General features: G+C 67.9%; 20 protein-coding genes. 8 read left to right on the forward strand and 12 right to left on the reverse strand.

The genetic code is table 11. The features are described 5' to 3' along the window. The first annotated feature begins 9 nt into the window (after window positions 1–9). The 4 genes from cysE to CVUC_RS19560 all read left to right on the forward strand — a co-directional run bounded on the left by cysE (window position 10) and on the right by CVUC_RS19560 (window position 2,906). Window positions 10–849 carry a serine O-acetyltransferase gene (cysE, locus tag CVUC_RS19545; RefSeq protein ID WP_164468180.1) on the forward strand — a complete coding sequence of 280 codons (840 nt, stop codon included), beginning with the start codon at window positions 10–12 and terminating at the stop codon, window positions 847–849. After that, the gene (locus CVUC_RS19550) at window positions 850–1,632 is read left to right on the forward strand and encodes a glutaminyl-peptide cyclotransferase (RefSeq protein WP_010920502.1); all 783 of its coding nucleotides are present in this window, start codon (window positions 850–852) and stop codon (window positions 1,630–1,632) included. A gap of 262 nt (window positions 1,633–1,894) precedes the next feature. Then, window positions 1,895–2,101, forward strand: a complete 207-nt coding sequence (locus CVUC_RS19555; RefSeq protein ID WP_012640547.1) for a DUF3126 family protein — start codon at window positions 1,895–1,897, stop codon at window positions 2,099–2,101. Between the two features lie 115 nt (window positions 2,102–2,216). Next, the gene (locus CVUC_RS19560; RefSeq protein ID WP_096033936.1) at window positions 2,217–2,906 is read left to right on the forward strand and encodes a GNAT family N-acetyltransferase; all 690 of its coding nucleotides are present in this window, start codon (window positions 2,217–2,219) and stop codon (window positions 2,904–2,906) included. Here CVUC_RS19560 and CVUC_RS19565 read toward each other — a convergent pair. The 4 genes from CVUC_RS19565 to CVUC_RS19580 all read right to left on the reverse strand — a co-directional run bounded on the left by CVUC_RS19565 (window position 2,903) and on the right by CVUC_RS19580 (window position 6,576). Further along, the gene (locus CVUC_RS19565) at window positions 2,903–3,550 is read right to left on the reverse strand and encodes a glutathione S-transferase family protein (protein WP_096033935.1); all 648 of its coding nucleotides are present in this window, start codon (window positions 3,548–3,550) and stop codon (window positions 2,903–2,905) included. The two genes, CVUC_RS19560 and CVUC_RS19565, sit on opposite strands and share 4 nt — an antisense overlap. 6 nt (window positions 3,551–3,556) lie before the next feature. Continuing rightward, a complete protein-coding gene (locus tag CVUC_RS19570; RefSeq protein ID WP_096033934.1) occupies window positions 3,557–5,557 on the reverse strand; it encodes an OPT family oligopeptide transporter in 2,001 nt (666 codons plus the stop codon). Between the two features lie 84 nt (window positions 5,558–5,641). Continuing rightward, window positions 5,642–6,430, reverse strand: coding sequence for a PhoH family protein (locus tag CVUC_RS19575; protein WP_012640545.1), 789 nt, complete (start codon window positions 6,428–6,430; stop codon window positions 5,642–5,644). Continuing rightward, window positions 6,418–6,576: a hypothetical protein gene (locus CVUC_RS19580; RefSeq protein ID WP_024265826.1), complete on the reverse strand. Its 159-nt coding sequence runs from the start codon at window positions 6,574–6,576 to the stop codon at window positions 6,418–6,420. The genes CVUC_RS19575 and CVUC_RS19580 overlap by 13 nt, the downstream gene beginning before the upstream one ends. A gap of 179 nt (window positions 6,577–6,755) precedes the next feature. On the opposite strand from CVUC_RS19580, the gene CVUC_RS19585 reads away from it, so the two are divergent. The 3 genes from CVUC_RS19585 to CVUC_RS19595 all read left to right on the forward strand — a co-directional run bounded on the left by CVUC_RS19585 (window position 6,756) and on the right by CVUC_RS19595 (window position 10,198). Then, window positions 6,756–7,286, forward strand: a complete 531-nt coding sequence (locus tag CVUC_RS19585) for a gamma carbonic anhydrase family protein (protein WP_096033933.1) — start codon at window positions 6,756–6,758, stop codon at window positions 7,284–7,286. A gap of 290 nt (window positions 7,287–7,576) precedes the next feature. Then, entirely contained in the window at window positions 7,577–9,244 is a 1,668-nt protein-coding gene (locus CVUC_RS19590; RefSeq protein WP_096033932.1) for a choline dehydrogenase, read from the forward strand. Window positions 9,245–9,253: 9 nt separating this feature from the next. Then, complete coding sequence (locus tag CVUC_RS19595; RefSeq protein WP_096033931.1) at window positions 9,254–10,198, forward strand: aldo/keto reductase; 945 nt, start codon at window positions 9,254–9,256, stop codon at window positions 10,196–10,198. On the opposite strand, the gene CVUC_RS19600 is transcribed toward CVUC_RS19595, so the two are convergent. After that, window positions 10,195–10,740, reverse strand: coding sequence for a PAS domain-containing protein (locus tag CVUC_RS19600; protein WP_024265825.1), 546 nt, complete (start codon window positions 10,738–10,740; stop codon window positions 10,195–10,197). The two genes, CVUC_RS19595 and CVUC_RS19600, sit on opposite strands and share 4 nt — an antisense overlap. 174 nt (window positions 10,741–10,914) lie before the next feature. On the opposite strand from CVUC_RS19600, the gene CVUC_RS19605 reads away from it, so the two are divergent. Further along, on the forward strand, window positions 10,915–11,829 hold the full coding sequence (locus CVUC_RS19605) for a hypothetical protein (protein ID WP_096033930.1): 915 nt from the start codon (window positions 10,915–10,917) through the stop codon (window positions 11,827–11,829). A gap of 61 nt (window positions 11,830–11,890) precedes the next feature. Here the strand turns inward: CVUC_RS19605 and CVUC_RS19610 are convergent, their stop codons facing one another. From CVUC_RS19610 to CVUC_RS19640, 7 genes are all read right to left on the reverse strand, one after another. Next, window positions 11,891–14,821, reverse strand: coding sequence for a M16 family metallopeptidase (locus CVUC_RS19610; protein WP_096033929.1), 2,931 nt, complete (start codon window positions 14,819–14,821; stop codon window positions 11,891–11,893). 96 nt (window positions 14,822–14,917) lie between these two features. Continuing rightward, window positions 14,918–16,006, reverse strand: coding sequence for a DUF2336 domain-containing protein (locus CVUC_RS19615; RefSeq protein ID WP_096033928.1), 1,089 nt, complete (start codon window positions 16,004–16,006; stop codon window positions 14,918–14,920). Continuing rightward, a complete protein-coding gene (locus CVUC_RS19620) occupies window positions 16,003–16,617 on the reverse strand; it encodes a hypothetical protein (RefSeq protein WP_096033927.1) in 615 nt (204 codons plus the stop codon). The genes CVUC_RS19615 and CVUC_RS19620 overlap by 4 nt, the downstream gene beginning before the upstream one ends. A gap of 61 nt (window positions 16,618–16,678) precedes the next feature. Continuing rightward, window positions 16,679–17,437, reverse strand: a complete 759-nt coding sequence (locus tag CVUC_RS19625; protein ID WP_096033926.1) for an ABC transporter permease — start codon at window positions 17,435–17,437, stop codon at window positions 16,679–16,681. Further along, entirely contained in the window at window positions 17,434–18,183 is a 750-nt protein-coding gene (locus CVUC_RS19630) for an ABC transporter ATP-binding protein (protein WP_096033925.1), read from the reverse strand. The genes CVUC_RS19625 and CVUC_RS19630 overlap by 4 nt, the downstream gene beginning before the upstream one ends. Next, window positions 18,180–19,184 carry an ABC transporter substrate-binding protein gene (locus tag CVUC_RS19635; RefSeq protein ID WP_096033924.1) on the reverse strand — a complete coding sequence of 335 codons (1,005 nt, stop codon included), beginning with the start codon at window positions 19,182–19,184 and terminating at the stop codon, window positions 18,180–18,182. Before CVUC_RS19635 ends, CVUC_RS19630 begins: the two co-directional genes overlap by 4 nt. 92 nt (window positions 19,185–19,276) lie before the next feature. Continuing rightward, a complete protein-coding gene (locus CVUC_RS19640; RefSeq protein WP_096033923.1) occupies window positions 19,277–21,358 on the reverse strand; it encodes an MASE1 domain-containing protein in 2,082 nt (693 codons plus the stop codon). Window positions 21,359–21,450: the final 92 nt, after the last annotated feature.

The raw sequence follows: 21,450 nt of genomic DNA on the forward strand, positions 1-21,450 counted from the left end.
GAGATCCCGATGCCGAAGCATCTCGAAGTGGTGACGTCCGACACCGAAACGCCGGTGTGGGTCGCGCTGCGCAACCAGGCCGAACACGCCGCCAAGGCCGAGCCGGCGCTGGCGTCGCTGCTGAACGCGGTGATCCTCAGCCACGACAACCTCGCCGACGCCCTGACCTTCCAGCTGGCGCGGAAGCTGGGCGACCAGGAAATGCGGGCGATGACGGCGCGCGAGTTCGCCGCCGACGCCTTCGAGGATGACCCGTCGATCGTCGAGGCGGCCGAGGCCGACCTCAAGGCGGTGTTCGAGCGCGATCCGGCCTGCAAGGGCTATGTCCAGCCGTTCCTGTTCTTCAAGGGCTTCCTGGCGCTGCAGACGCACCGCGTGTCGCACTGGCTGTGGAACCAGGGCCGCGAGACCCTGGCCTTCTATCTGCAAAGCCGCTCCAGCGAGGTCTTCCAGGTCGACATCAATCCCGCCGCCAAGATCGGCAAGGGCGTGTTCATCGACCACGGCACCGGCATCGTCATCGGCGAGACGGCGGTGGTCGGCGACGACGTCTCGATGCTGCATGGCGTGACCCTGGGCGGCACCGGCGCCGAGCGCGGCGATCGCCACCCCAAGATCGGCAAGGGCGTGCTGCTGGGCGCGGGCGCCAAGGTGCTGGGTAACATCACCGTCGGCGACTACGCCAAGGTGGCCTCGGGCTCGGTGGTCCTGCGACCCGTGCCGGCCCACTGCACGGCGGCCGGCGTGCCCGCACGCCTGGTCAACTGCCCGACCTGCGAAGAACCCGCCAAGACCATGGACCACACCCTGGCCGAAGCGGTCTATTCGACCTCCAGCTACGAGATCTGAGTGAAACTGCTTTTGCGTCGCCTCGGCGGCCTGGTGCTGGCCGCCGCCATCGGTTTGGCCGCGCCCGTGCTGGCGGCCCCGGCGCCGGTGGGCGGCTACAAGGTCGTCAAGAGCTATCCGCATGACACCCGGGCGTTCACCCAGGGCCTGCTCTATCGCGACGGCTTCATCTTCGAGAGCACGGGCCTGCAGGGCCGGTCGTTCATCCGCAAGTGGAACCTGGAAACCGGCGCCATCGAGGCCGAGCGGACCATCGACTCCCGCTATTTCGGTGAAGGCATCGTCGACTGGAAGAACCGGGTCTATGCGCTGACCTGGACCGACCAGGTCGGCTTTATCTACGACATCGACAGCTTCGAGACGCTGGGCGAGTTCAGCTATCCCGGCGAGGGCTGGGCCCTGACCCGCGACGACAAGCGGATCATGATGAGCGACGGCACCGCCTTCATCCGCTTTCTTGATCCCGAGACGCTGAAGGAGACGGGCCGGATCCAGGTCACCGACAACGGCGTCCCGGTCACCAAGCTCAATGAGCTGGAGTGGGTGAAGGGCGAGCTTCTGGCCAATGTCTGGCAGACCACCCGCATCGCGCGGATCGACGTGGCGACCGGGCGGGTGAAGGGCTGGATCGAACTGGCCGGCCTCCTGCCGGAAGCCGGCGTGCGGGGCGACCGCGACGATGTCTTGAACGGCATCGCCTATGACGCCGCCGGCGATCGTCTGTTCGTCACGGGCAAGCTGTGGCCCAAGCTGTTCGAGATCAAGCTGACCGAAGCGAACTAGTTTGCGGGAACCGCGTCCGGGCGCTGGCGTTTAAATCACGTTCGCCCCTCTACGCCCCCCGACCTAGTGGGCGGACCTGGGTCCCGGCTGCGCGACGCGCCGGGGCCCAAACTATATGTGCGGCGGATTAGACGCCGCGAGGGGGCTTCAGGCGCGGGCGTCCACACCTTCTCCACCTTAAGCGGCTTGCCGTTCTCGCGGCGGGCGCTAGTTTCGCGCGGACGAGCGCCCCGGGCGCCCAGCCATCAATGAGGATCCCCCCGTGGACGCCACAACCGTCGCCAAGCTCGAAAAGCACCTGAAGCGCACCTTCGGCAACCCGCACATCCAGGTGAAGCCGCGTCCCAAGCAGAAGGACTCGGCCGAGGTCGAAGTCGCCGGCGAGTTCATCGGCGTCGTCTTCCAGGACGAGGACGAGGACGGCTCGTTCATGTTCGAAATGGCCATTCTCGGCGAAGACCTCGACTAAGCCTTTCTCGCCCGCGCCCTGTCGGTGATCGACGGGGCGCGCGGCGGCCGCGATCCTTGTATGCGCGGCCCGGTCGGGCGTTGATCGCCGACCCTCGCCCCGCTTGAATGGGGCCATGACCTTTCACGTTCTCGATCGCCCCGTCTGTTCGACCCTGATGGGCCGCCAAAGCCATCTGGCCATCCGGCGCGGGCGCGCCTTTCGGATGCATCCCGACTACGGTCTGTTCGCGGGCCTGGAGGATGAAGGTCCCGAGGCGCTGGCCGACCTCGGCGCCCTGGTGTGCGAGCATGGGACCGTGGGCCTGATCGCGCCCGATGCGACCCCGCCGGTTCCCGGAACCGAGGTGGTCTCCAACGCCGTCTGCCTGCAGATGGAGGCGGTCGAGGTTGTGCCGGCCTGGGAGGTCGACTTCGAGATGCTGGACCTTGGCGATGTCGACGGGCCCGAGATGCTGGCCCTGGCGACCCTGACCAAGCCCGGGCCGTTCTTCTCGCGCACGCATCAGCTAGGCGATTTCATCGGCGTACGGCTGGACGGCGAACTGATCGCCATGGCCGGCCAGCGCATGCGCCCGGACGGCTATACCGAGGCCAGCGGCGTCTGCGTCCACCCCGACCATCGCGGCGAGGGCTATGCGGCGCGGCTGCTGCGCGAGGTGACCGCCCGGATCCTGGCGCGCGGCGAGAAGGCGTTCCTGCACAGCTATACCGACAATGCGACGGCGATCCGGCTCTATGAGTCGCTGGGCTATCGGGGGCGGCGGGAGCTGATGTTCACGATTCTTCGGCCTGGCGAGGCTTAGTAGGCTAGCCGGCCTTTCATTTCGTCGAACGGAATCATCACGGCCTCTCGATAAGCCGGACGGGCCTGCAGACGCCCGTACCATGCCTCGACATTGGGCGTTCTTGGGCGGTCGATCTCAAGAGCGTAGTAGCGAAAGAGGTGCGTCCCGCATGGAATGTCGGCCAGGCCAGGCTGGTCGCCGCCGAGGAACGGTCGGTTAGCCAGTATCTGGTCGAGCAGAAGGAAATGTTTGGCGCAGGCGGCGAGGGCGGTCCGGATCGCGTCATTGTCGCGCTCGGGTTCCGGCGTACGATACCACCCCCAGAACACGCCCGTCAGGAAATCGCGCTGTAAGGCGGTTTGGGCCCAGTCCATCCAACCGTCGGCTTGGGCGCGATCGACCGGCGATGCGGGCCACCATTCGGAACCGCCATATCGCGCTGCTAGATAGCGAAGAATGGCGTGGGATTCCCACACCATAACGCCGCCATCATCGATGACAGGGACTCGTCCATGCGGGTTCATGGCCAGGAAGCTGGGTTCATCGAGCCCGCCATGGTCGCCACCGGCGGGGATATGCTGGTGGGAAAGACCAAGCTCTCCCACCAGCCAAAGCACCTTCTGAACGTTGAAGGAGGAGCCGCGCCCCCAGACCTTCAACATGAGCCCCTAAGCCTCCATCGCCTTCGCGCCGGCCTTGCGGGCCCAGCGGTAGAAGCCGACCACCACGATCGCAGCCGCCGCCAGCGACAGGAACATCCCGACGTGCTCGGACGGCGCGAAGGGCAGGGCGAGCGGATCGCCCTTGCCGGTCGAGACGATCAGCAGAGCCAGGGAGACGTTGAACAGGCTTTCGCCGACGATGAAACCCGAGGCGATCAGCACGCCCAGGCGCCGGGACGGTTCGGCGGCGCGGTCTTTCGACACGACCTTCTCGTACAGCCAGCCGGCGAGGGCGCCGACCACCACCGGGGCGGTGACGGAGCTGGGCAGATAGATCGCCAGGCCCACGCCCAGCGGCGGCAGGCTGAGGCGCTCGTGGCTGGTCTTGCGCAGGATCGCGTCGACGGCGACCAGGCCCAGGCCGATCAGGGCGCCATAGCCCAACAGGCCCCAGTCGAGATTTCCACCCAGAACGCCCTTGGCCAGGGTCGAGATCAGGGTGGCCTGGGGCGCCGCCAGCGGTTCGTCCGAGATGGCCTGCAGATTCGGCGCGCCGGCAAAGCCGTACGAGCGGTTCAGGAGCTCCAGCACGAACGGGATGACCATCGAGCCGGCCAGCACGCCGATGATCAGGCCGACCTGCTGCTTCCAGGGGGTGGCGTCGACCAGCTGGCCGGTCTTCAGGTCCTGCAGGTTGTCGTTGGCGACCACGGCCACGGCCAGGACGCAGGTGGTGACATACAGGGCGAAGGCGATCAGGGCCTTGGTCACGTCCGGGCCGATGACGCCGCGGCCGACCATGCCGACCATCAGCGAAGCGCCGAGCACGCTCAGGATGGCGATGCCGGAGACCGGGCTGTTGGACGAGCCGATCAGGCCGGCCATGTAGCCGCAGACGGCGGCGGCCAGGAGGCCGGCGAAGACGAGATAGCCGATGCCGATGGCGACCAGCGGCGTCGTCAGGCTGGCGATCGGTCCGCCCGTGAGAAAGTGCGCCAGGAACCAGCCGGCCGGCGCCAGCAGCAGCACCGAGACCAGACCGACGATGCCGATCGGAATGTCCTGCTCGACGCGGGGCAGCTTGGCGCCGCCGGCCTTGCGGGCCTGGGCGGCGGCGAAGGCTGATTTGAGCCCCGAGGTGATCGGGCCGACCAGCTTGGCCAGGGTCCAGATGGCGGCCGCGCCGATGACGCCCGCGCCCAGGAAGCGGACCTGGCTCTTCCAGACCGTCAGGGCATGGGTCGCGGCGTCGGCCTCGGGCATGGGGGTGACGAGGGTGAGGATCGGCACCAGGATGGCCCAGGCGATGAACAGGCCCGCGAACATGGCGACGCCGACCGTGATGCCCATCAGGTGACCCGCGCCCATCAGGGCCAGAGAGCTGGAGGCGCCGATGCCGGTCGCGCCCGACGCCGCACCGATCTTGAACTTGAAGTAGGCGGCGATCTCGGCCGCGAACAGCTTGGCCGCGCCCAGGGCGCCGAACAGGGCCGAGGCCAAGGCGCTGAAGCCGATGGCGGCCAGACCCGCCTTGCCCTCAGCCGCGCCTTCGCGCGAGCCGGCGCCGACCTTCAGCACCTCGGCGGCGGCGACGCCTTCGGGGTAGGGCAGGTTGGAGTTGGTCACCAGCGCCCGGCGCAGCGGGATCGTGTACATCACCCCCAGGATGCCGCCGACGGCGCAGGCGCCGAACGTCGGCAGGAACGGTACATTGGCCCACCAGCCGATCATCAGGAGGCCCGGCAGCACGAAGATCACCGCCGACAGCGTGCCGGCCGCGGACGCAATCGTCTGGACGATGTTGTTTTCCTGGATGGTCGAGGTCTTGAACGCCCGCAGCAGGGCCATCGAGATGACGGCGGCGGGGATCGCGGTGGCGAAGGTCAGGCCGACCTTGAGGCCCAGATAGACCTGGGCGGCGGTGAACACCAAGGTGATCAGAATGCCGAGCAGGACCCCGCGAAGGGTGAGTTCCGTGCGCGGCGCAGTCGTATCGGCCATCAACATGTCCAACAAAAGCTTAAGGCGGCCGGACCTTGCACGCCCGACCGCCTCAAACTCAAGCCTTCAGTGTCGTGTGCTGTTACGAAATCACAGGACGCCCAGCATCTCCGCGACCAGCGGGTGGCGGACGATGTCGCGATCAGCCAGGCGCACCACGGCGATGTTGGGGACCGCGTCGAACTTGGCCGCGACTTCCGCGAGGCCCGAGATGCCGGGCAGCAGGTCGGACTGGTTCGGGTCGCCGGTCACCACCATGGTCGAATGCCAGCCCAGCCGCGTCAGCAGCATCTTCAGCTGCATGTAGGTGCAGTTCTGGGCCTCATCGATCACCACGAAGGCGTTGTTCAGGGTGCGGCCGCGCATGAAGCCGACCGGCGCGATCTCGATGGCGCCCTCGGCCATCAGGGCTCGCATGCGCTTGACCGACAGGCGATCGGTCAGGGCGTCGTAGAGCGGGCGCAGATAGGGGGCCAGCTTGTCCTCCATGTCGCCGGGCAGATAGCCGATCGACTCGCCGGCTTCGACGGCGGGACGCGAGAGCACGATGCGGCTGACGCGGCCGGCCTCCAGCGCCTCCACGGCCTTGGAGATGGCGATATAGGTCTTGCCGGTGCCGGCCGGGCCCAGGGCCATGACGAGGTTCTTCTCGTCGATGGCTTCCATCAGCTGCGCCTGGCCCGGCGATTTGGGTTTTATGGTCTTTAGGTAGCTCTGGTCCCGACTGTCGCCGCTCGCGGCTCCGTCCTGGGGCAGGGGTGACCAACCGCGATGATCGACCGGCAGGCGACGCACCTTGGCGTCGTCATATTGGCCGGTCTCGTGTGCGCCTTCGCGCGCCATCCGCTTCAGGGCTCGCTTGGTCATCAAAGCCTCCATTCAGACAAGAAAAAAGGACGAGCCCGTGAGGCGTCGTCCTTGGCGGTGAGCTGGGTTTTCACGAAGTCGCGTGCGCGGCGGGGCGGCTCGGGCGCGCTTCCCAAGGGGGAAGTCCCAGGAGACGGTGCTGTACGCCGAAACGCCAAGAGTCACACCTCGTCTTCGTCAGCGGGCGGGCGAGAAGCGCTTGTCTCCAGGCCCGGTACGAAAGGAAAATGATTCCCGCTGGAGGAATGTTCCCTCTCGAATCGCCCAACTACAATGGCGCATCATGGTTTCCGGGTCGTTAACTCGGAAATCGCGCGCAAGAAAACGAGGCATACGGATGACTGTCTATTCCTTGGGCGCCACGACGCCGACGCTTCCCGCGCAAGGCGAATACTGGATCGCCCCGTCGGCGAGCGTGATGGGGAACGTGATTCTCAAGAAGAACGCGAGTATTTGGTGGGGTGCGGTCGCGCGCGGAGATAACGATCCGATTACGATCGGCGAGAACAGCAATGTCCAGGACGGCTCGGTTCTCCACACTGATCTTGGCGCGCCCCTGACCATCGGCGCCAACGTGACCATCGGTCACATGGTGATGCTTCACGGCTGCACGATCGGTGACGGCTCGCTGATCGGCATTGGTTCGATCGTCCTGAACGGCGCCAAGATCGGAAAGAACTGTCTGATCGGCGCCGGCGCCCTGATCACCGAGGGCAAGGAGATCCCCGACAACTCGATGGTGATGGGCGCGCCCGGCAAGGTCGTCCGCGAGATCGGCGAACAACACGCCATGATCCTGCAGGCCTCGGCGCTGCACTATGTCGAGAACTGGAAGCGCTACGCGCGCGATCTGAAGATCGTCGAATAGGGGTTGGGAGCGCCGCCCGCTTGCTTGGGGGGATGCAAGGCGGCGCTCCCGCTTCTCGCGCTGGGCACATGAGCGCGAGAAGTTCTCGCGGCGATCCAGGTCGCGGCGAGTGGGTAGGGGCGAATGGCGCCCAAATTCGTGCATAAGTAGTATAGGCCGTATTGGAGACGGCGGAAAGGCGGAAACGCGCGGCGCGAGGGCGGCGCGTTCAGCAAGCGCTTGCGCGCGGCTCAAACCCAGACCAATCTCTGCCTTAACAATGATAACCTTCGAGGGAGGGCGTCGGGGCTATGGCCAGCGAGCGCTTTGATTACATCGTCATCGGGGCCGGCTCGGCCGGTTGCGTCCTGGCCGCGCGCCTGACCGAGGATCCGAACATCAAGGTCCTGCTGCTGGAGGCCGGCGGCAAGAACAAGTCGATCCTGGTGAAGATGCCGGCCGGGGTTGGTCAGCTGATCAAGGACAAGGGCGAGCAGAACTGGGGCTTCTGGACGGAAGCCGAGCCGCACCTCGACAACCGCAAGCTCTGGTGGCCGCGCGGCAAGGGCCTGGGCGGCAGCTCGGCCATCAACGGCATGATCTATATCCGCGGCCATGCGCGCGACTATGACCAGTGGCGCCAGATGGGCCTGACCGGCTGGTCGTATTCGGAGGTCTTGCCCTATTTCAAGCGCTCGGAAACCCACCACGCCGGCGGCGACGCCTATCACGGCGGTTCGGGGCCGCTGCATGTGTCGAAGGGCGAGTCCGACAGCCCGTTCTACAGCACCCTGGTCGAGGCCGGCCGTCAGGCGGGGCACAAGACCACCAAGGACTTCAACGGCTATCAGCAGGAGGGCTTTGGGCCCTACGACCTGACCATCCGCGATGGTCAGCGCTGGAGCGCCGCCATGGCCTATCTGTCGGGCGCCCTGTCGCGGCCGAACCTGACCTGCGTCACCGAGGCCCGCACCACGCGGATCATCCTGGACAAGCGCCGGGCCGTCGGCGTCGAGTACGTGGTCGGCAAGTCGCGCGAGAAGCAGGTCGCCTATGCCGACGCCGAGGTGCTGCTGAGCGCAGGCGCGGTGCAGTCGCCGCAGATCCTGCAACTGTCGGGGATCGGCGCGCCGGAAGACCTGGCGCCGCACGGCATCGCGGTGGCCCACGAGTCTAAGGGCGTCGGCGCCAATCTGCAGGATCACCTGGACGTCTGCGTCTCCTGGACCGCCAAGAACCTCAAGACCGCCTATTCGGCCAACAAGGGGCTGAACAAGCTGGGCGTGGGCATGAACTACATGTTCTTCGGCAAGGGGCTGGGCCGGCAGCAGTTCCTGGAAAGCGGCGCCTTCCTGAAGTCGCGCCCCGACCTTGACCGCCCCGACCTGCAGATCCACGGCGTGCTCGCCATCATGCAGGACCACGGCAAGGTCGTGGTCGAGAAGGACGGCTTTACCCTGCACGTCTGCCAGCTGCGTCCGGAAAGCCGGGGCAAGGTTGGTTTGCGCTCGGCCGATCCGTTCGATGATCCGACCATCCTGGGCAACTATCTGGCCACGGAGGAGGACCGCCGCGCCATCCGCGAGGGGGTGCGTATCGCCCGCGAAACCGTCGCCCAGGCCGCTTTCGATCCCTATCGCGACGCCGAGTACGCCCCGGGGGCGGACGTGAAGTCGGACGCTGATCTCGACGCCTGGATCCGGTCCAAGGCCGAGACGATCTATCACCCCGTCGGCACCTGCCGCATGGGCGTGGCGGGCGATCCCATGGCGGTGGTCGACGACCAGCTTCGGGTTCAGGGCGTCCAGGGGCTTCGTGTGATCGACGCCTCGGTGATGCCGACCCTGATCGGCGGCAACACCAACGCCCCGACCATCATGATCGCCGAACGCGCCGCCGACCTAATCCGCGGCAAGACGCCGGCCGCGCCGATGGACGTGCCCGTGTTCGAGGACGGCCGCGCGGTGGCGGCGGAGTAGGGGACCTTCATGCGACATCGCCCGCTGGGCCGTTCGGGCCTGTCGACCGCGCCGCTGATCTTTGGCGGTAACGTCTTCGGCTGGACCGCCGATGAGGCGATGTCGCATCGATTACTCGACGCCTTCATCGACGGCGGCTTCAACGCCGTCGACACGGCGGATGTCTATTCCGCCTGGGTTCCTGGCCATGCGGGCGGGGAGTCCGAGGCGGTCATTGGTCGTTGGCTCAAGGCTTCCGGCAAGCGCGACAGCGTGCTGGTCCTGACCAAGGTGGCGATGTGGCCCAAGCGGCCAGGCCTCTCGGCGGCCAACATCGAAGCGGCCGTCGAGGAGTCTCTGCGCCGTCTCCAGACTGACTATATCGATCTCTATCAGTCCCATCAGGATGACGCCGAAACGCCGCAGGATGAGACGCTGAGCGCGTTCGATCGTCTGATCCGGGCGGGCAAGGTGCGCGCGGTCGGCGCTTCCAACGTCTCGCCCGCACGTCTGAAGGCCAGCTTGGATGTTTCCACGGCGAGCGGACTGGCGCGCTACGAGACGATCCAGCCAAAGTTCAATCTCGTGGACCGTGACCAGGTCGAAGGCGCCCTGGCCGAGCTGGCCAACGCCGAGGGGCTGGGGATCATCCCCTACTACGGCCTGGCCGCCGGGTTCTTGACCGGGAAGTACCGCAGCGAGGGCGACCTGGAGGGGCGGGCGAGAGGCCGGACCATCCTGCGCGACTACTGGAACGACGAGGGGCGGGCGGTGCTAGCGGCCTTGGACGAGGCCGCCGCAGCGGTCGGCGCCTCGCCAGCTCAGGTGGCGCTCGCCTGGATCATGCGCCATCCGTCGATCACTGCGCCGATCGCCAGCGCGACGACGGTCGAACAACTCGACGACCTGATGGGCGCGGCCCGGCTGGACTTGCCGGATGACATCTGGGCGACGCTGGATGCGGCGGGGCGTTAAGCGATCCGGCGACCGTCCAGCGTGGCCAGGCGAAGACGCGGCATGTCCTGGTTGCCGTCGCCCAGCGGCTTGATCTCCCGCAGGCCCAGCTCATAGGCGGGACGGCCCATAAGGCGGGCCGTCATGGCGATCGGCTGGTAGAGACCCAGGAACCGGTCGGTTTCCCCGCTCGCCCCTTGAAGCGGGGCGAACAGCACCTCCATCCCCACTGACGGCACGCCGTGGGCGCGAATATCGGCGGTGACCACCACGGGCGTGCGCCGCTTGCGGGCCACGTCCAGGGCGCTCTTCAGTTCGAGGCGATGGGCCAGGGCCCACAGCGACAGGGCGTCATGGCCGCGCAGGTCGCGGGCGTGGAGGTCCGACACAAAGCCGCCGGCCAGTCGGAAGGGCAGCTTGCCGCCCTCGCGGCCCAGCACGAACACCTGGGGCAAAAGCTCCAGGAATTCACCGGGATCGATGTCGGCGCGGCGGGGCAGGGCGGCCTGGCCCTTCTTGGCGCGCCAATAGTCTATCAACCGTTCCGTGCTTGGATGGAACATCGTCGTCCCCTGGCGGGTCCTTGCGCGGCTGTTTTCGACCGCACGGGGCTTGCTGGGAGAACCGGGCCAAGGGCTCGACCGTCCCATTCTGGCGCAGATCCAGGGGGGCGGCCGCCTCGGCCCGATTCTTGCTTAACCGTAAGCGGTACGACCCGAGGTGAAGGGAAACGCCGGATGAAGGCGCCGAAACTGAACACGCGCGCATGGACGATCGCCCTGGGGGCGATGCTGGGCGGCCTGCTGTTGGGAGGCGCGGCCTACGCCGCCGGCTGCACCAAGGCGTGCCCGCCGCCGCCGGTGTGCTGCAAGCCGCCGCCGCCGCCGCCCAAGCCGCCTGCGCCGCCGACGGGCTGCTGCGGGGGCGGTCACAACGTCAATATTCCCGGCGTCAACGTGAACATCGGCTCGACCGTGATCGTCAACGCCACCACCAACGCCACGGCCATCGCCAATTCGGGCGCGACGTCCGGCGCCGGCTCGACCGCCGGCGGCGTCGTCAACTATTACGGCGGTGGTGGCCACGGCGGCTACTATTCGGGGCCTATGGCGACCGGATACATCCAGGGCCTCAATGTCGAGGGCGCCGAGGTTCGCCGTCGTCAGGCCTATGAGGCGACCCGCACGCGCACCCGCCGCGTCATCGTCCGCGCCGTCTGCCTGGATGATCGCGACGTGCCGCATGCGGCCTCGCAGGTCACGCCCGATCGCGAGATCGACGAGGCCTATGACGGCGAACTCTACCGCTGCATCGCCGGCGCCCGGCTTCAGTACGTGATCGCCGAGTATGGCGGTCACATCGACATCTCGACCGGCGCGCCGGGACAGACCTTCATCTGCCGCAAGGGCGAGGCGCTCTACTACGCGCGCGGCGCCGCCGCCGGTCAGGCGATCGTCTCGTGCCGGCCGCAGCTTCCCGCCCGCGACTGCAATGAGCGCTCGCTGCTGCGCCGCTTTGGCGCCGGCGTGAAGATCCTCAACATGCTGACCACCGAAACCTACACCGCCTATCGCGAGGAGACGGTGCAGGAGCGTCAGACGCTTTCGACCAGCTTCAGCCTCGACGGGGGCGTGGGCGGCGTCGTCTACTAGACGCTGACGGTCCCAGAAAACGGAAAGGCCCCGGTTTGCACCGGGGCCTTTTTTGTTGGCTCTACTTGGTCGCCGCCGCGGCTTCCGGCTTCACCAGCAGCAGCCAGGACTTCTCGTCGGCGAGATAGGTCTGAGCCGCCTTCTGCACGTCCGCCGGCGTCACGCGGGACAGGCCCGCGATCACCGAGCGCGTCGCGTCGAGCAGGCGCGGATCGGTATGAGCCCCCGACAGGGCGCCGACCCAGTACTCGTTGGTGACGCGGGCCTTTTCGATCGCGTCGATGCGCGGCTTCTTGGCCCGATCAAGCTCGTCGGCGCTCACCGGCTTGTCGCGCAGGTCGGCCGCGATCTTGCGGATCGACGCCACCACGCCGTCAAGCTTCTCCGGGGGGACCTCCAGGCTGACGGCCAGATAACCCCAGTCCTCGAAGACCACGCTGGCGGTCGCCGTGGCGTTGGGCGAGTAGGTCGCGCCCTGCTTCTCGCGCAGTTCGTCGGTCAGGCGCAGTTGCATGACCTGACCCAGCACCGAGACGTCCCGCGAGCGTTGCAGGTTCGAGAACAGGTCGTCGGTCCGCCAGGTCATGAACAGGGCCGCCTGATCGGGACGCCCCTTGTGGGTGCGGATCACCGGCTCTTTCGACGGGGCGGGGAAGGGGGCCTTTTCGGCGCCGGGCAGCGGCGGATCGCCCGGCCGCGCGGGTAGGGCGCCGAAGGTGTCGGCGACCGCAGCGATCGCCTTGTCCACCGTCGTGTCGCCGACGATCACCACCTCCAGGTCGCCCTTGGCCAACGGATTGGCGACGGCGGCCTTCAGGTCGTCCAGCGAGGCCGAGGCGATCTGTTCGCGCGACGGGAAGGTCCAGCGCTGGTCGCCGCCATGCATCAGGCCGCCCAGATCGCGGCCCAGCACGCCACCCGTGGTGCTTTGCAGCTGATCGTGCAGCGTGCCGTAGCTGGTCTTGATGCGGTTGAACGCCTCGGGACGCCAGCCCGGTTCGGTGGCGAAGGCCGCCAGAACCTGCAGTTCGGTCGACAGGTCCTCGGGCCGGGTGCGGCCGTTCAGGGTGAAGGCGTCGTCCTCGACGCCCAGCTGGGCGTTCCAGATCTTGCCGGTCAGGACGCGCTCCATGTCCTGGGCGGTGATCTGCTTGAGGCCGCCCTCGATGAAGGCCGAGCCGGACCACAGCGGGCTTTGCTTGTCCGACGGCATGTCCAGCAGGCCGTGGCCGGCGCGGACCTTCACGATCACCTGATCGTCGCGGAACTTGGTCGGCTTGACCGTCAGGCGGACGCCATTGTCGAACCGCACCAGGACGGCGTCCAGGTCGCTGACCTCCTTCTGCTCGGCGACCTTGCCGGTCGGGCCGAAGCTGGAGTACGGCCAGACCGTCACCCCTGGCGCGACAGGCGGCGCGACGGGCTGGGCCTTCAGCTCCTCATAGGCCTTCAGGATCGCGGGGTCGCCGCCCTCGACGGCGGTGGGCGCAGCCAGCACCAGCAGCGGGCCCGAACCCACGAAGGCGCTCTTGAGCACCGTGTTGACGCGCTCGGCCGTCAGGCCCTTCACGAAGAGGTCGAAGGCCGCGAGGTTCTGGCTGGGCGAGGTGACCACTTCGCCGTCGCCCAGAGTGCCGACCAGCTGGTTGGCGAGGCTTGGCGTGCGCTGGGTGGCTTCACCGGCGGCGGCGGCGACGAGGCCGGCCCGCAGGCTGGCGATCTCGCGATCCAGTTCGTCCTGGCGGACGCCGTACTGGATGGCGCGGCGTTGCTCGGCGTCGAGGGCGGTCAGGGCCTCGCGCCAGCGACCGGGCTGGGCCGTCGCGCCAAAGGTCGTGACGCGCACGGCGCCGAACTGATCGCCCTTGAAGGCGCCGCCCGCGATGAACGGCGGCTCGGCCGAGCGGCCAACGGCTTGGAGGCGGCGGTTCAGAACCGAGAAGCCCAGGTTCTCCAGCGTGTCGCGCTCATCGACCGCCTTGGTCTCCAGCAGGCCGTCCGGCTTGCGGGTCCAGGTCATCTGGATCGACCAGGGCGCGCCCGCCTCGACGAACATCTTGGCGGTGGGGCCACGCTTGGCCACCGGCCCCACATCGGGATCCTTGCCGTTCGGACCCTTGCCGACCCAGTCGCCGAACTTGCCCTTGATCTTGGCTTCCATGGCGTCGACGTCGAAGTCGCCGACGGCCACCAGAACAGTGCGTTCCGGGCGATAATAGGCCTCATAGAAGTCGCGGATCCGCTGGGCCGGGGCGGTCTTGAGCACCTCGGTCTTGCCGATCGGAATGCGCTTGGGCGGCAGCTGGCCTTCCATCTGCGCCGACAGGGTCTTGATGGCGACGCGATAGCCGGGGGTGTCGCGCGTGCGCTCTTCAGACAGCACCACGCCGCGTTCGCGATCGACAGCCTCGGGCGCGATCGTCAATTCGCCGGCCGCCTCGCGCAGCAGCATCAGCGAGGTGTCGACGGTGTCGTCGTCGGTCTTGGGCAGATCCAGCTGATAGATCGTCTCGTCGAAGCTGGTCGAAGCGTTGGTGTCGGCGCCGAACGCCAGGCCATGACGCTCCAGGATCTTGATCATCTCGCCTTCGGGCACGTTCTTGGAGCCGTTGAAGGCCATGTGCTCGAGGAAGTGGGCCAGGCCCTGCTGATCGTCGGCCTCCATCATCGAACCGGCGTCGATCCAAAGACGCAGCGCGGCCTGACCGGGCGGGGTGGCGTTCTTGCGCAGGGCGTAACGCATGCCGTTCGGCAACACCCCAAAGCGCCAGGCCGGATCGGGCGCGACGTCGGAAAGCTCCTGCGCCCACTGTCCCGGCTTCAGATCGGTGACCTTGGGGCCCGCCAACGCCGGCGCGTCGGGAGACTTGGGCGCGGACGCCTGACCCGCGTCCTTCTTCAGAAGCGGGATCGAAGGTTTGGGAAGTTGCGAGCAGGCAGCGACCGAAAGACCGGCGGCGGCGACAATCGCCAGGCGCGAAGCGCTGATCATCGAGAATCCAGAGCAGGAGAGAACAAGGCGCGCACCTTGACGGTCCCGCATGGCGCACGCAAGGCGCGAGGTGGGCGGCTTTGCGCCCGGTCGCCCCTAAGCGGCGGCGACGTCGCCGGTCTGACGACGCAGACGCCAGAAGCGGATCGTGCGAAGGGCCGAGTCTCGGGGCAGATTGGCGTAGAGCTCGCCGTACGCCTTGGCCCGCATCATCACGTCGTCGGTCTGCTCGAGGATCAGCAGGGCGAAGGTCAGGAACAGCGACCGGTCGAAGTCGGCGGCCTTGCAGATGACCGCCAGGGCGTCCATCTCGCGCCGCTCGAGAATCTTGCGGGCCGTATGGAAGTCCACCTGCGCCATGTCGGCCAGGGCGACGAGGAAAAGCGTCGTCTTCTTGCCGCGGAGCATGTTGGCCAGAATCTGCGGCGAGATCTGCGCCTTGGCGCGCAGGGTGCGGAACTCGCGTTCGGCCTCGGCGTGATCGGGAGGCAGGGCGCCGTCCTGCTCGGCGACCCGCTTGCGGCCGGCGGCCAGCGCTTCCTCCAGCGTCGCGGGGTCCATGCCCGCGTTCTTCTCCATGATCCGATCCCGAAGCCGGGCCTCGACCATGAAGTACATCTCGTTCAACAGGTCGACGGGCAGGCTTTGCCGGTCGATCACCGCCTCATGGAGCGCAGGGTTGGCGGCGGCGCGATCGACGACGGTCTCGTGCGCCTCGCGCGACAGGACCGCGCCCTCGTTGCGGAGCAGAACCCCCAGCGTCTGGTCATCGCCACGCGCGACGATCGCGTCGGAAACCACGCTGGAAACGCTGCTGCGCTGGGAGATCGCCCGCAGGTGATCCTGACCCTGGGTGCGGGCCACGTGCAGCAGGTCGTCGTCGGTCAAGGCGCGGGAGTTGCGCAGAATGGGCGCGGCCACGGTGATCGTGTCGGCCGCCAGAGCGCGAGACAGGCCGCGCGGCGGGGTTTCCGCCTCGCCCAGGCGTTGGGCCAGCTCCATCTTGACCGCTTCTTCCATGTCGCCGGCCAGCTGGCTGAGCACCTCGTCGAAGAGGCCCATCTCCACGCTGTTGTACCCTTCGCCCTGGAAGAACAGGTCCGTCACGCCGCGTAGCAGCTCGCGACGTTTGGCGCTGGAGGGTTCGTTGGCCAGGGCGATGAGGTCGTGGATGCGCGACTTCATTGCAGGTCGCCATCCTTTTCGGCGGGGCCAGACCACTCACCGCCGTTCTGGACGCTCGGCCTCGCCTCCTCTTCGTCTTCGACGGGAGGGGGCGCGATGAGCACCATGCGGGACGGGCCGGCGGCGGGGATCGGGTCGGGCGACATCCCGAACTGACGCCCGACCGAGTAGGTCCGAGCGCCCACCTGACCCGGCTGGAACGCCGGGGCGGCGGCTACGGCGGGCTGCGCCGACGCGCCGAGGGCGTTCGGCGGCGGGGTGTCGTACAGGCTTTGCGGCAATGGCGCCCTGGGCGCAGGGGCCTGAGGCGTGACGCCGGCCGGACCGGTCGCGGCGGCCGCCTGCGGGCGCTGGGCTTGCGGTTGCGCCTGCTGGCGCGACCACCAGGGCTGCTGCTGCTGCGCCGTTCCAGCGGTGGCGGCGGCGGTGTCCCGCTTGCCGGTCCAACCGAGGGTGCGGCCGCCATAGCTGGCGCCGTTATAGAGCGGGGCGCGACCGTCGATCGCAGTCGGCGCACGGGCGGGCGCGGGGCCGTAGCGGTTCTCGCGCGCGCCGTCCGCGTGCGCAGCAGAGGCGCAGGCAAGGGCGGCGATGAGAACGGCGAAGCGCATGGCGCAATCCAGGCGGAGTCTTGTCAGACTCCTCTCCTAGGCTGCGGCGTTTAATCTTGGCCTAACGCCCCCGCCAAAAGTTCAGCAGTCGACGTTCCAGCGCTTCCATCGCCGCATGCAGGACCACGCCCAGCAATGCCAGCGTGAACAGGGCCGCGAAGACCTTGGCGGTTTGCAGGCGATTGTAGGACTCCAGGATTCGCCAGGCCAGGCCCTGGGCGCCGCCCGAACCCGCCACGAACTCGGCGACCACGGCGCCGATGACGGCCAGGCCGGCGGCGACCTTGTGCCCCTCCAGGAGCGCCGGAACGGCGGAGGGCAGGCGCAAGCGCACCAGCCGTTGCAGCGGCGTGGCGCCGTAGAGATCGAACAAACGCGCCAGGTCGGGATCAACGGACTTCAGGCCGCTGAGAGCGCCGGAGAAGATCGGGAAGAAGGCCACGACGGCCGCCAGGCCGATGACGGCGCGCTCGGGATGGTCGATGCCCGCCCAGATCGTGACCAGGGGCGCGATGGCGACCAGGGGGGTGACCTGCAGGGTGACCGCGATCGGGCGGACGGCGTCTTCGAGGAAACCGTTGAGACTTACCAGAAGCGCGAGCCCGCAGGCGATCAGACTGGCGATGATCAGCGCCAGCAAGGCGGTGGACAGGGTGGCCCAGGCCGAGCCGAGCAGAAGCGGCCAGGACGCCACCAAGGCCTCCCAGATCGCGCTGGGCGGCGGAAGCAGATAGGCCGGAACCGCCAGGGCCTTGCAGGCCAGTTCCCAGCCGGCCAGCAGGGCGGTGATCAGGATCAGCGGCGCGAGGATCCGGCTCATGCCGCGCGCTCCGAGGCCGCCGCCAGAAGCGTCGACACCGCTTCGGCGGCGGTGCGGAAGGTCTCGGTGGTGCGGAAGCCGGCAGGACGCTGAAGCGGCCCGTCGATCGCCACCTCGCCGGCGATGCGGCCGGGGCCCGGTGTCATGACCACCACCCGCCGCGCCATATAGACGGCCTCCTCGACATTGTGGGTGACGAACACAAGGGCCGGCGCGCGCTCTGCGGCCAGGGCCAGCACATCGTCGGCCAGCGCCCGGCGGGTGATCTCGTCGAGGGCCGCGAAGGGCTCATCCAGCAGCAGCAGTCGAGGGCGTGTCACTAGCGCTCGGGCTAGGGATGCCCGCATGGCCATGCCGCCGGAAAGCTGGCTGGGCCTGGCGCTCAGCGCAGCGCCAAGGCCGACTTTCGAGAGCGCGGCGTCAGCGGCCGCCAGGGCCTCGGCCCTGCCTGTTCCCGCCAGGACCAGCGGCAGCGCGACATTGTCGCGCGCCGAAAGCCACGGCGCCAGGGTCGGCGCCTGAAACACCACCGAGGTCTCGCCCTTGCCTGCGAGGCGGGAGACGGCGCCGCGCGTGGGCTGTTCCAGGCCCGCGAGGAGGCGCAGAGCCGTGGACTTTCCACAGCCGGAGGGGCCCACCAGAGCGACGATCTCGCCCGGCGCGAGCGCCAGATCGAACGGACCTAGCGCGCGCCCGCGGGCGTAGTCGACCTCGACGGCGGAGAGACTGGCGATGGGCGCGCTCATGGGCCCTTGGGCAGGAACTGCAGCGTGTAGGCCTTCTTGTAGTCCATGTCCGCAGGATAGACGCCCTGTTCGGACGTCACCTTGAAGAACTCGGCCCAGCGCGCGTCGGTCATCTGGCCCACATCGCCCTTGCCGCCGTTGGCGCTGACGATGCCGTAGGACCGCATTTTCTCGCGCGCTTGGTCGAGGACATCCTGGGTCATCTCCGGATTGTCCTTCAGGATCGCCGCGTCGCCGGGCTTGGGGTCCCCGTAGAGATACGAGGTCCAGCCTGCGGCGGTGGCTTCGACAAAGGCCTGCACGGCGGCCGGGTTCTTGGCGATCAGGCTGTCGGGAACCAGGGCGAACGAGGCGTAGGCCGGATAGCCGCTGTCGGCCAGCAGGAACACCGCCGGCTTGATCTTGCCTTCCTTCTCGATGAGGTACGGCTCGCTGGTGGCGTAGCCCTGCTGGACGACCCGCTTGTCGGCCAGGAACGGCGCGGACGAGTAGTTGTACTTGCGTACCTGATCGTCGGTGAAGCCGTACTTGGCCTTCAGCCAGACCCAGAAGGCCGTGACCGAGGCGTCGGACAGCAGGATCGGGCGGCCCTTCATGTCGGCGATGCCGTTGATGCCCTGGTCCGGGTGAGCGATCAGGACCTGGGGGTCCTTCTGCATGAAGGCCGCCACGGCTTTGACCGGGGCGTTCTCCTTGGCCAGGTTCATGATGATGAAGCTGTTGGAGCCGACGCCCACATCGACCGCGCCGGTGGCCAGCAGTTGCGGCACGTTCACGGCCGGGCCGCCCTGGATCAGGGTCACGTCCAGTCCGCGCTTCTTGTACTCGCCCGTGGCCAGCGCCTGATAGTAGCCGCCCAGCTCGGCCTGGGCGCGCCAGTCGGTGGCCAGCTTGATGGGCGTTTGACCGGCGGCGGCGTCTTCCTTCTTCGCGGGCGAACAGGCGGCGAGCATGGCCATCAGGCCCAGAGCGACAAAGGCGCGGCGCTGCATCGAGGACATCTCCCGTTATCCTCGGCCAAGTTAGGGGTGTCGGCGGGCAGTTCCAAGCCACAACCCAAACTACCCAGACGCAACGGCCGCGTCCGGCGAGCCTAGGCGGGCTTGTCGCCATCGCGGAGCGGATGCAGCCAACGCTCGATCTTGGCGTAAAGCACCTCGCGTTGGATGGGCTTGGCGACGTGATCGACCATGCCGGCGGCGTAGCAGCGCTCCACCTGGCGGGGCAGGGCGTCGGCGCTCATGGCGATGATCGGCGCCTTTCCGGTGGACGTGCGCAGGGCCTTGATCGCGCGTGTCGCCTGCAGCCCGTCCATCAACGGCATGTGGATGTCCATCAGGATCAGGTCGTAGGCGCCGGCTTCCGCCTTCTCCACGGCCTGCTTGCCGTTCTCCGCCAGATCGACCTCGTATCCGACCAGCGTGAGCAAGGCTGCGCCGATCTCGAGGTTGATGGGATGGTCGTCGACGATCAGGATCCGCGCCGCGCCCGGGGCCGGCGGTTTCGCGGGCTCAGGCGCTGGGGCCGGCTCGGCGACCGGGGCGCTGAGCTCCACCCAGAAGCACGACCCGCGACCGGGCACGCTGTCCACGCCGATCTTGCCGCCCATAACGTCGATCAGCGCCTTGGCGATCGCCAGTCCAAGGCCCGGGCCGCCGTGCAGGCGGCTGGGTGAGCTGTCCGTCTGCGAGAAGCGCTGAAACAGCAGACCCTGCTTGTCGAGCTCGATCCCGACACCCGTGTCGAGAACCTCGAAGCGCAGCCTGTCCTCGATATCGCCCGGTTCGATGATCAGCCGAGCGTCGATGCGGCCCTCTTCGGTGAACTTCACCGCATTGTTCAGCAGGTTGATCAGAACCTGCCTCAGGCGGTCGGCGTCGAGATCGTGCAAGACCCCGATGGGGTCGATGATCTCCACATCCATCGACAAGCCCTTGGCGCGCGCCTCGGGGGCCATGATCGCGACCGTGTCGCGCAGCAGCGCGGCGGCCGATGTGGGTCCCGGCAACAGCTCGATCTGGCCCGCCTCGACGCGCGAGAAGTCCAGGATGTCGTCGACCACGGTCAGCAGCGCCGCGCCGGCGCTGTCGATCAGATTGACCTGGCGCCGAGCGTCCGGGGGCAAGTCCTCGCGCGCCGCAAGCAGCTGGGCAAAGCCCAGCACGCTGTTCAGCGGCGTGCGGATTTCGTGGCTCATGGTGGCCAGGAACTCGGTCTTGGCCTCTGTGGCGGCCAGAGCGCGGCCGCGCGCGGCGCGGGTCAACTGCTCGCGGCGCAACAGCAGGCGCTTGAGCCGGTTCTGCTGGCCGAACGCCAGCCCGGCGGCCAGGCAGGTGTAGAACAGGACGCCCATGAACACCTGGATCGTCCGGGCCTGGATGACGGGGTCCTGGGCCGAGTTGAAGGAGGAAGAGCCGACCGATATGACCATCGGCATGATGATCCCGATCGTCAGAAACGCCGCGAGGGCCGCGCCGCGTGCGCCAAGCCTGTAGGCGGCGGCCAGAGTCACCGGAAACATCAAGACGGGGGGCGCGCCCGCAGCCGGATGCGCGCAGAGCAGGGCCACCGTCACGACGCTGAACATCAGCAGCAGTTTCTCTGACCAAGGGCGCTGGAACGAACGCCGATGTTCGGCGTCGATCAGCACCAGCGTGGCCGGAAGCGCGACAGCCAGGCCCAAGGCGCTGCGCAGGAGCCAATCCACCAGGCTCTCGGCGAAGGGCGCGCCGTAACCGAAATGCAGGACGGTCGCGCAGATCAGCGCCGAACCGGCCGCGATGGGCGTTGTGATCGCGGGCAGCTGGGCCAGAGCGCGAAGGGTTCGCACCCGAGGCGCGCCGTTCCAGAACCTGCGGAACGCCGCCCAGACCGCGCCGGCCTCCAGTCCGTCCACCGTGGCGAAAACCAGAGCCTTGAGCGGCCCGTCGCCTGCCTGCAGGCACACCGCCACATGGAAGATGACGAACACCGCGATCAGAACCAGGCGGCGAACGCTTGTCAGGGTGAGCAGGCCGGCGGCCAGAAAGGCGTTGGCGGGCCAGAAGGCGGCGACGCCCAGCGTCGTGCGGGTGAGGTTCTCGCTGAACACGATCGCGGCGGCGACCGCGAACGATAGCGCTAACAGAAGCGCTGTCTGCCGCCGTTCCTCGTGAGACGCTATACGCTGCGCCATCTTGAAACTGTCCCCAAGCGATCCGCGCCTCACGCCTCGGCGTTGATCCAGTTCAGGCCCGAGATCTGTGCAGGGCCTTGCATCGGTCACGC

It is taken from the genome of Caulobacter vibrioides, from assembly GCF_002858865.1.
GTDB lineage: Bacteria > Pseudomonadota > Alphaproteobacteria > Caulobacterales > Caulobacteraceae > Caulobacter > Caulobacter vibrioides.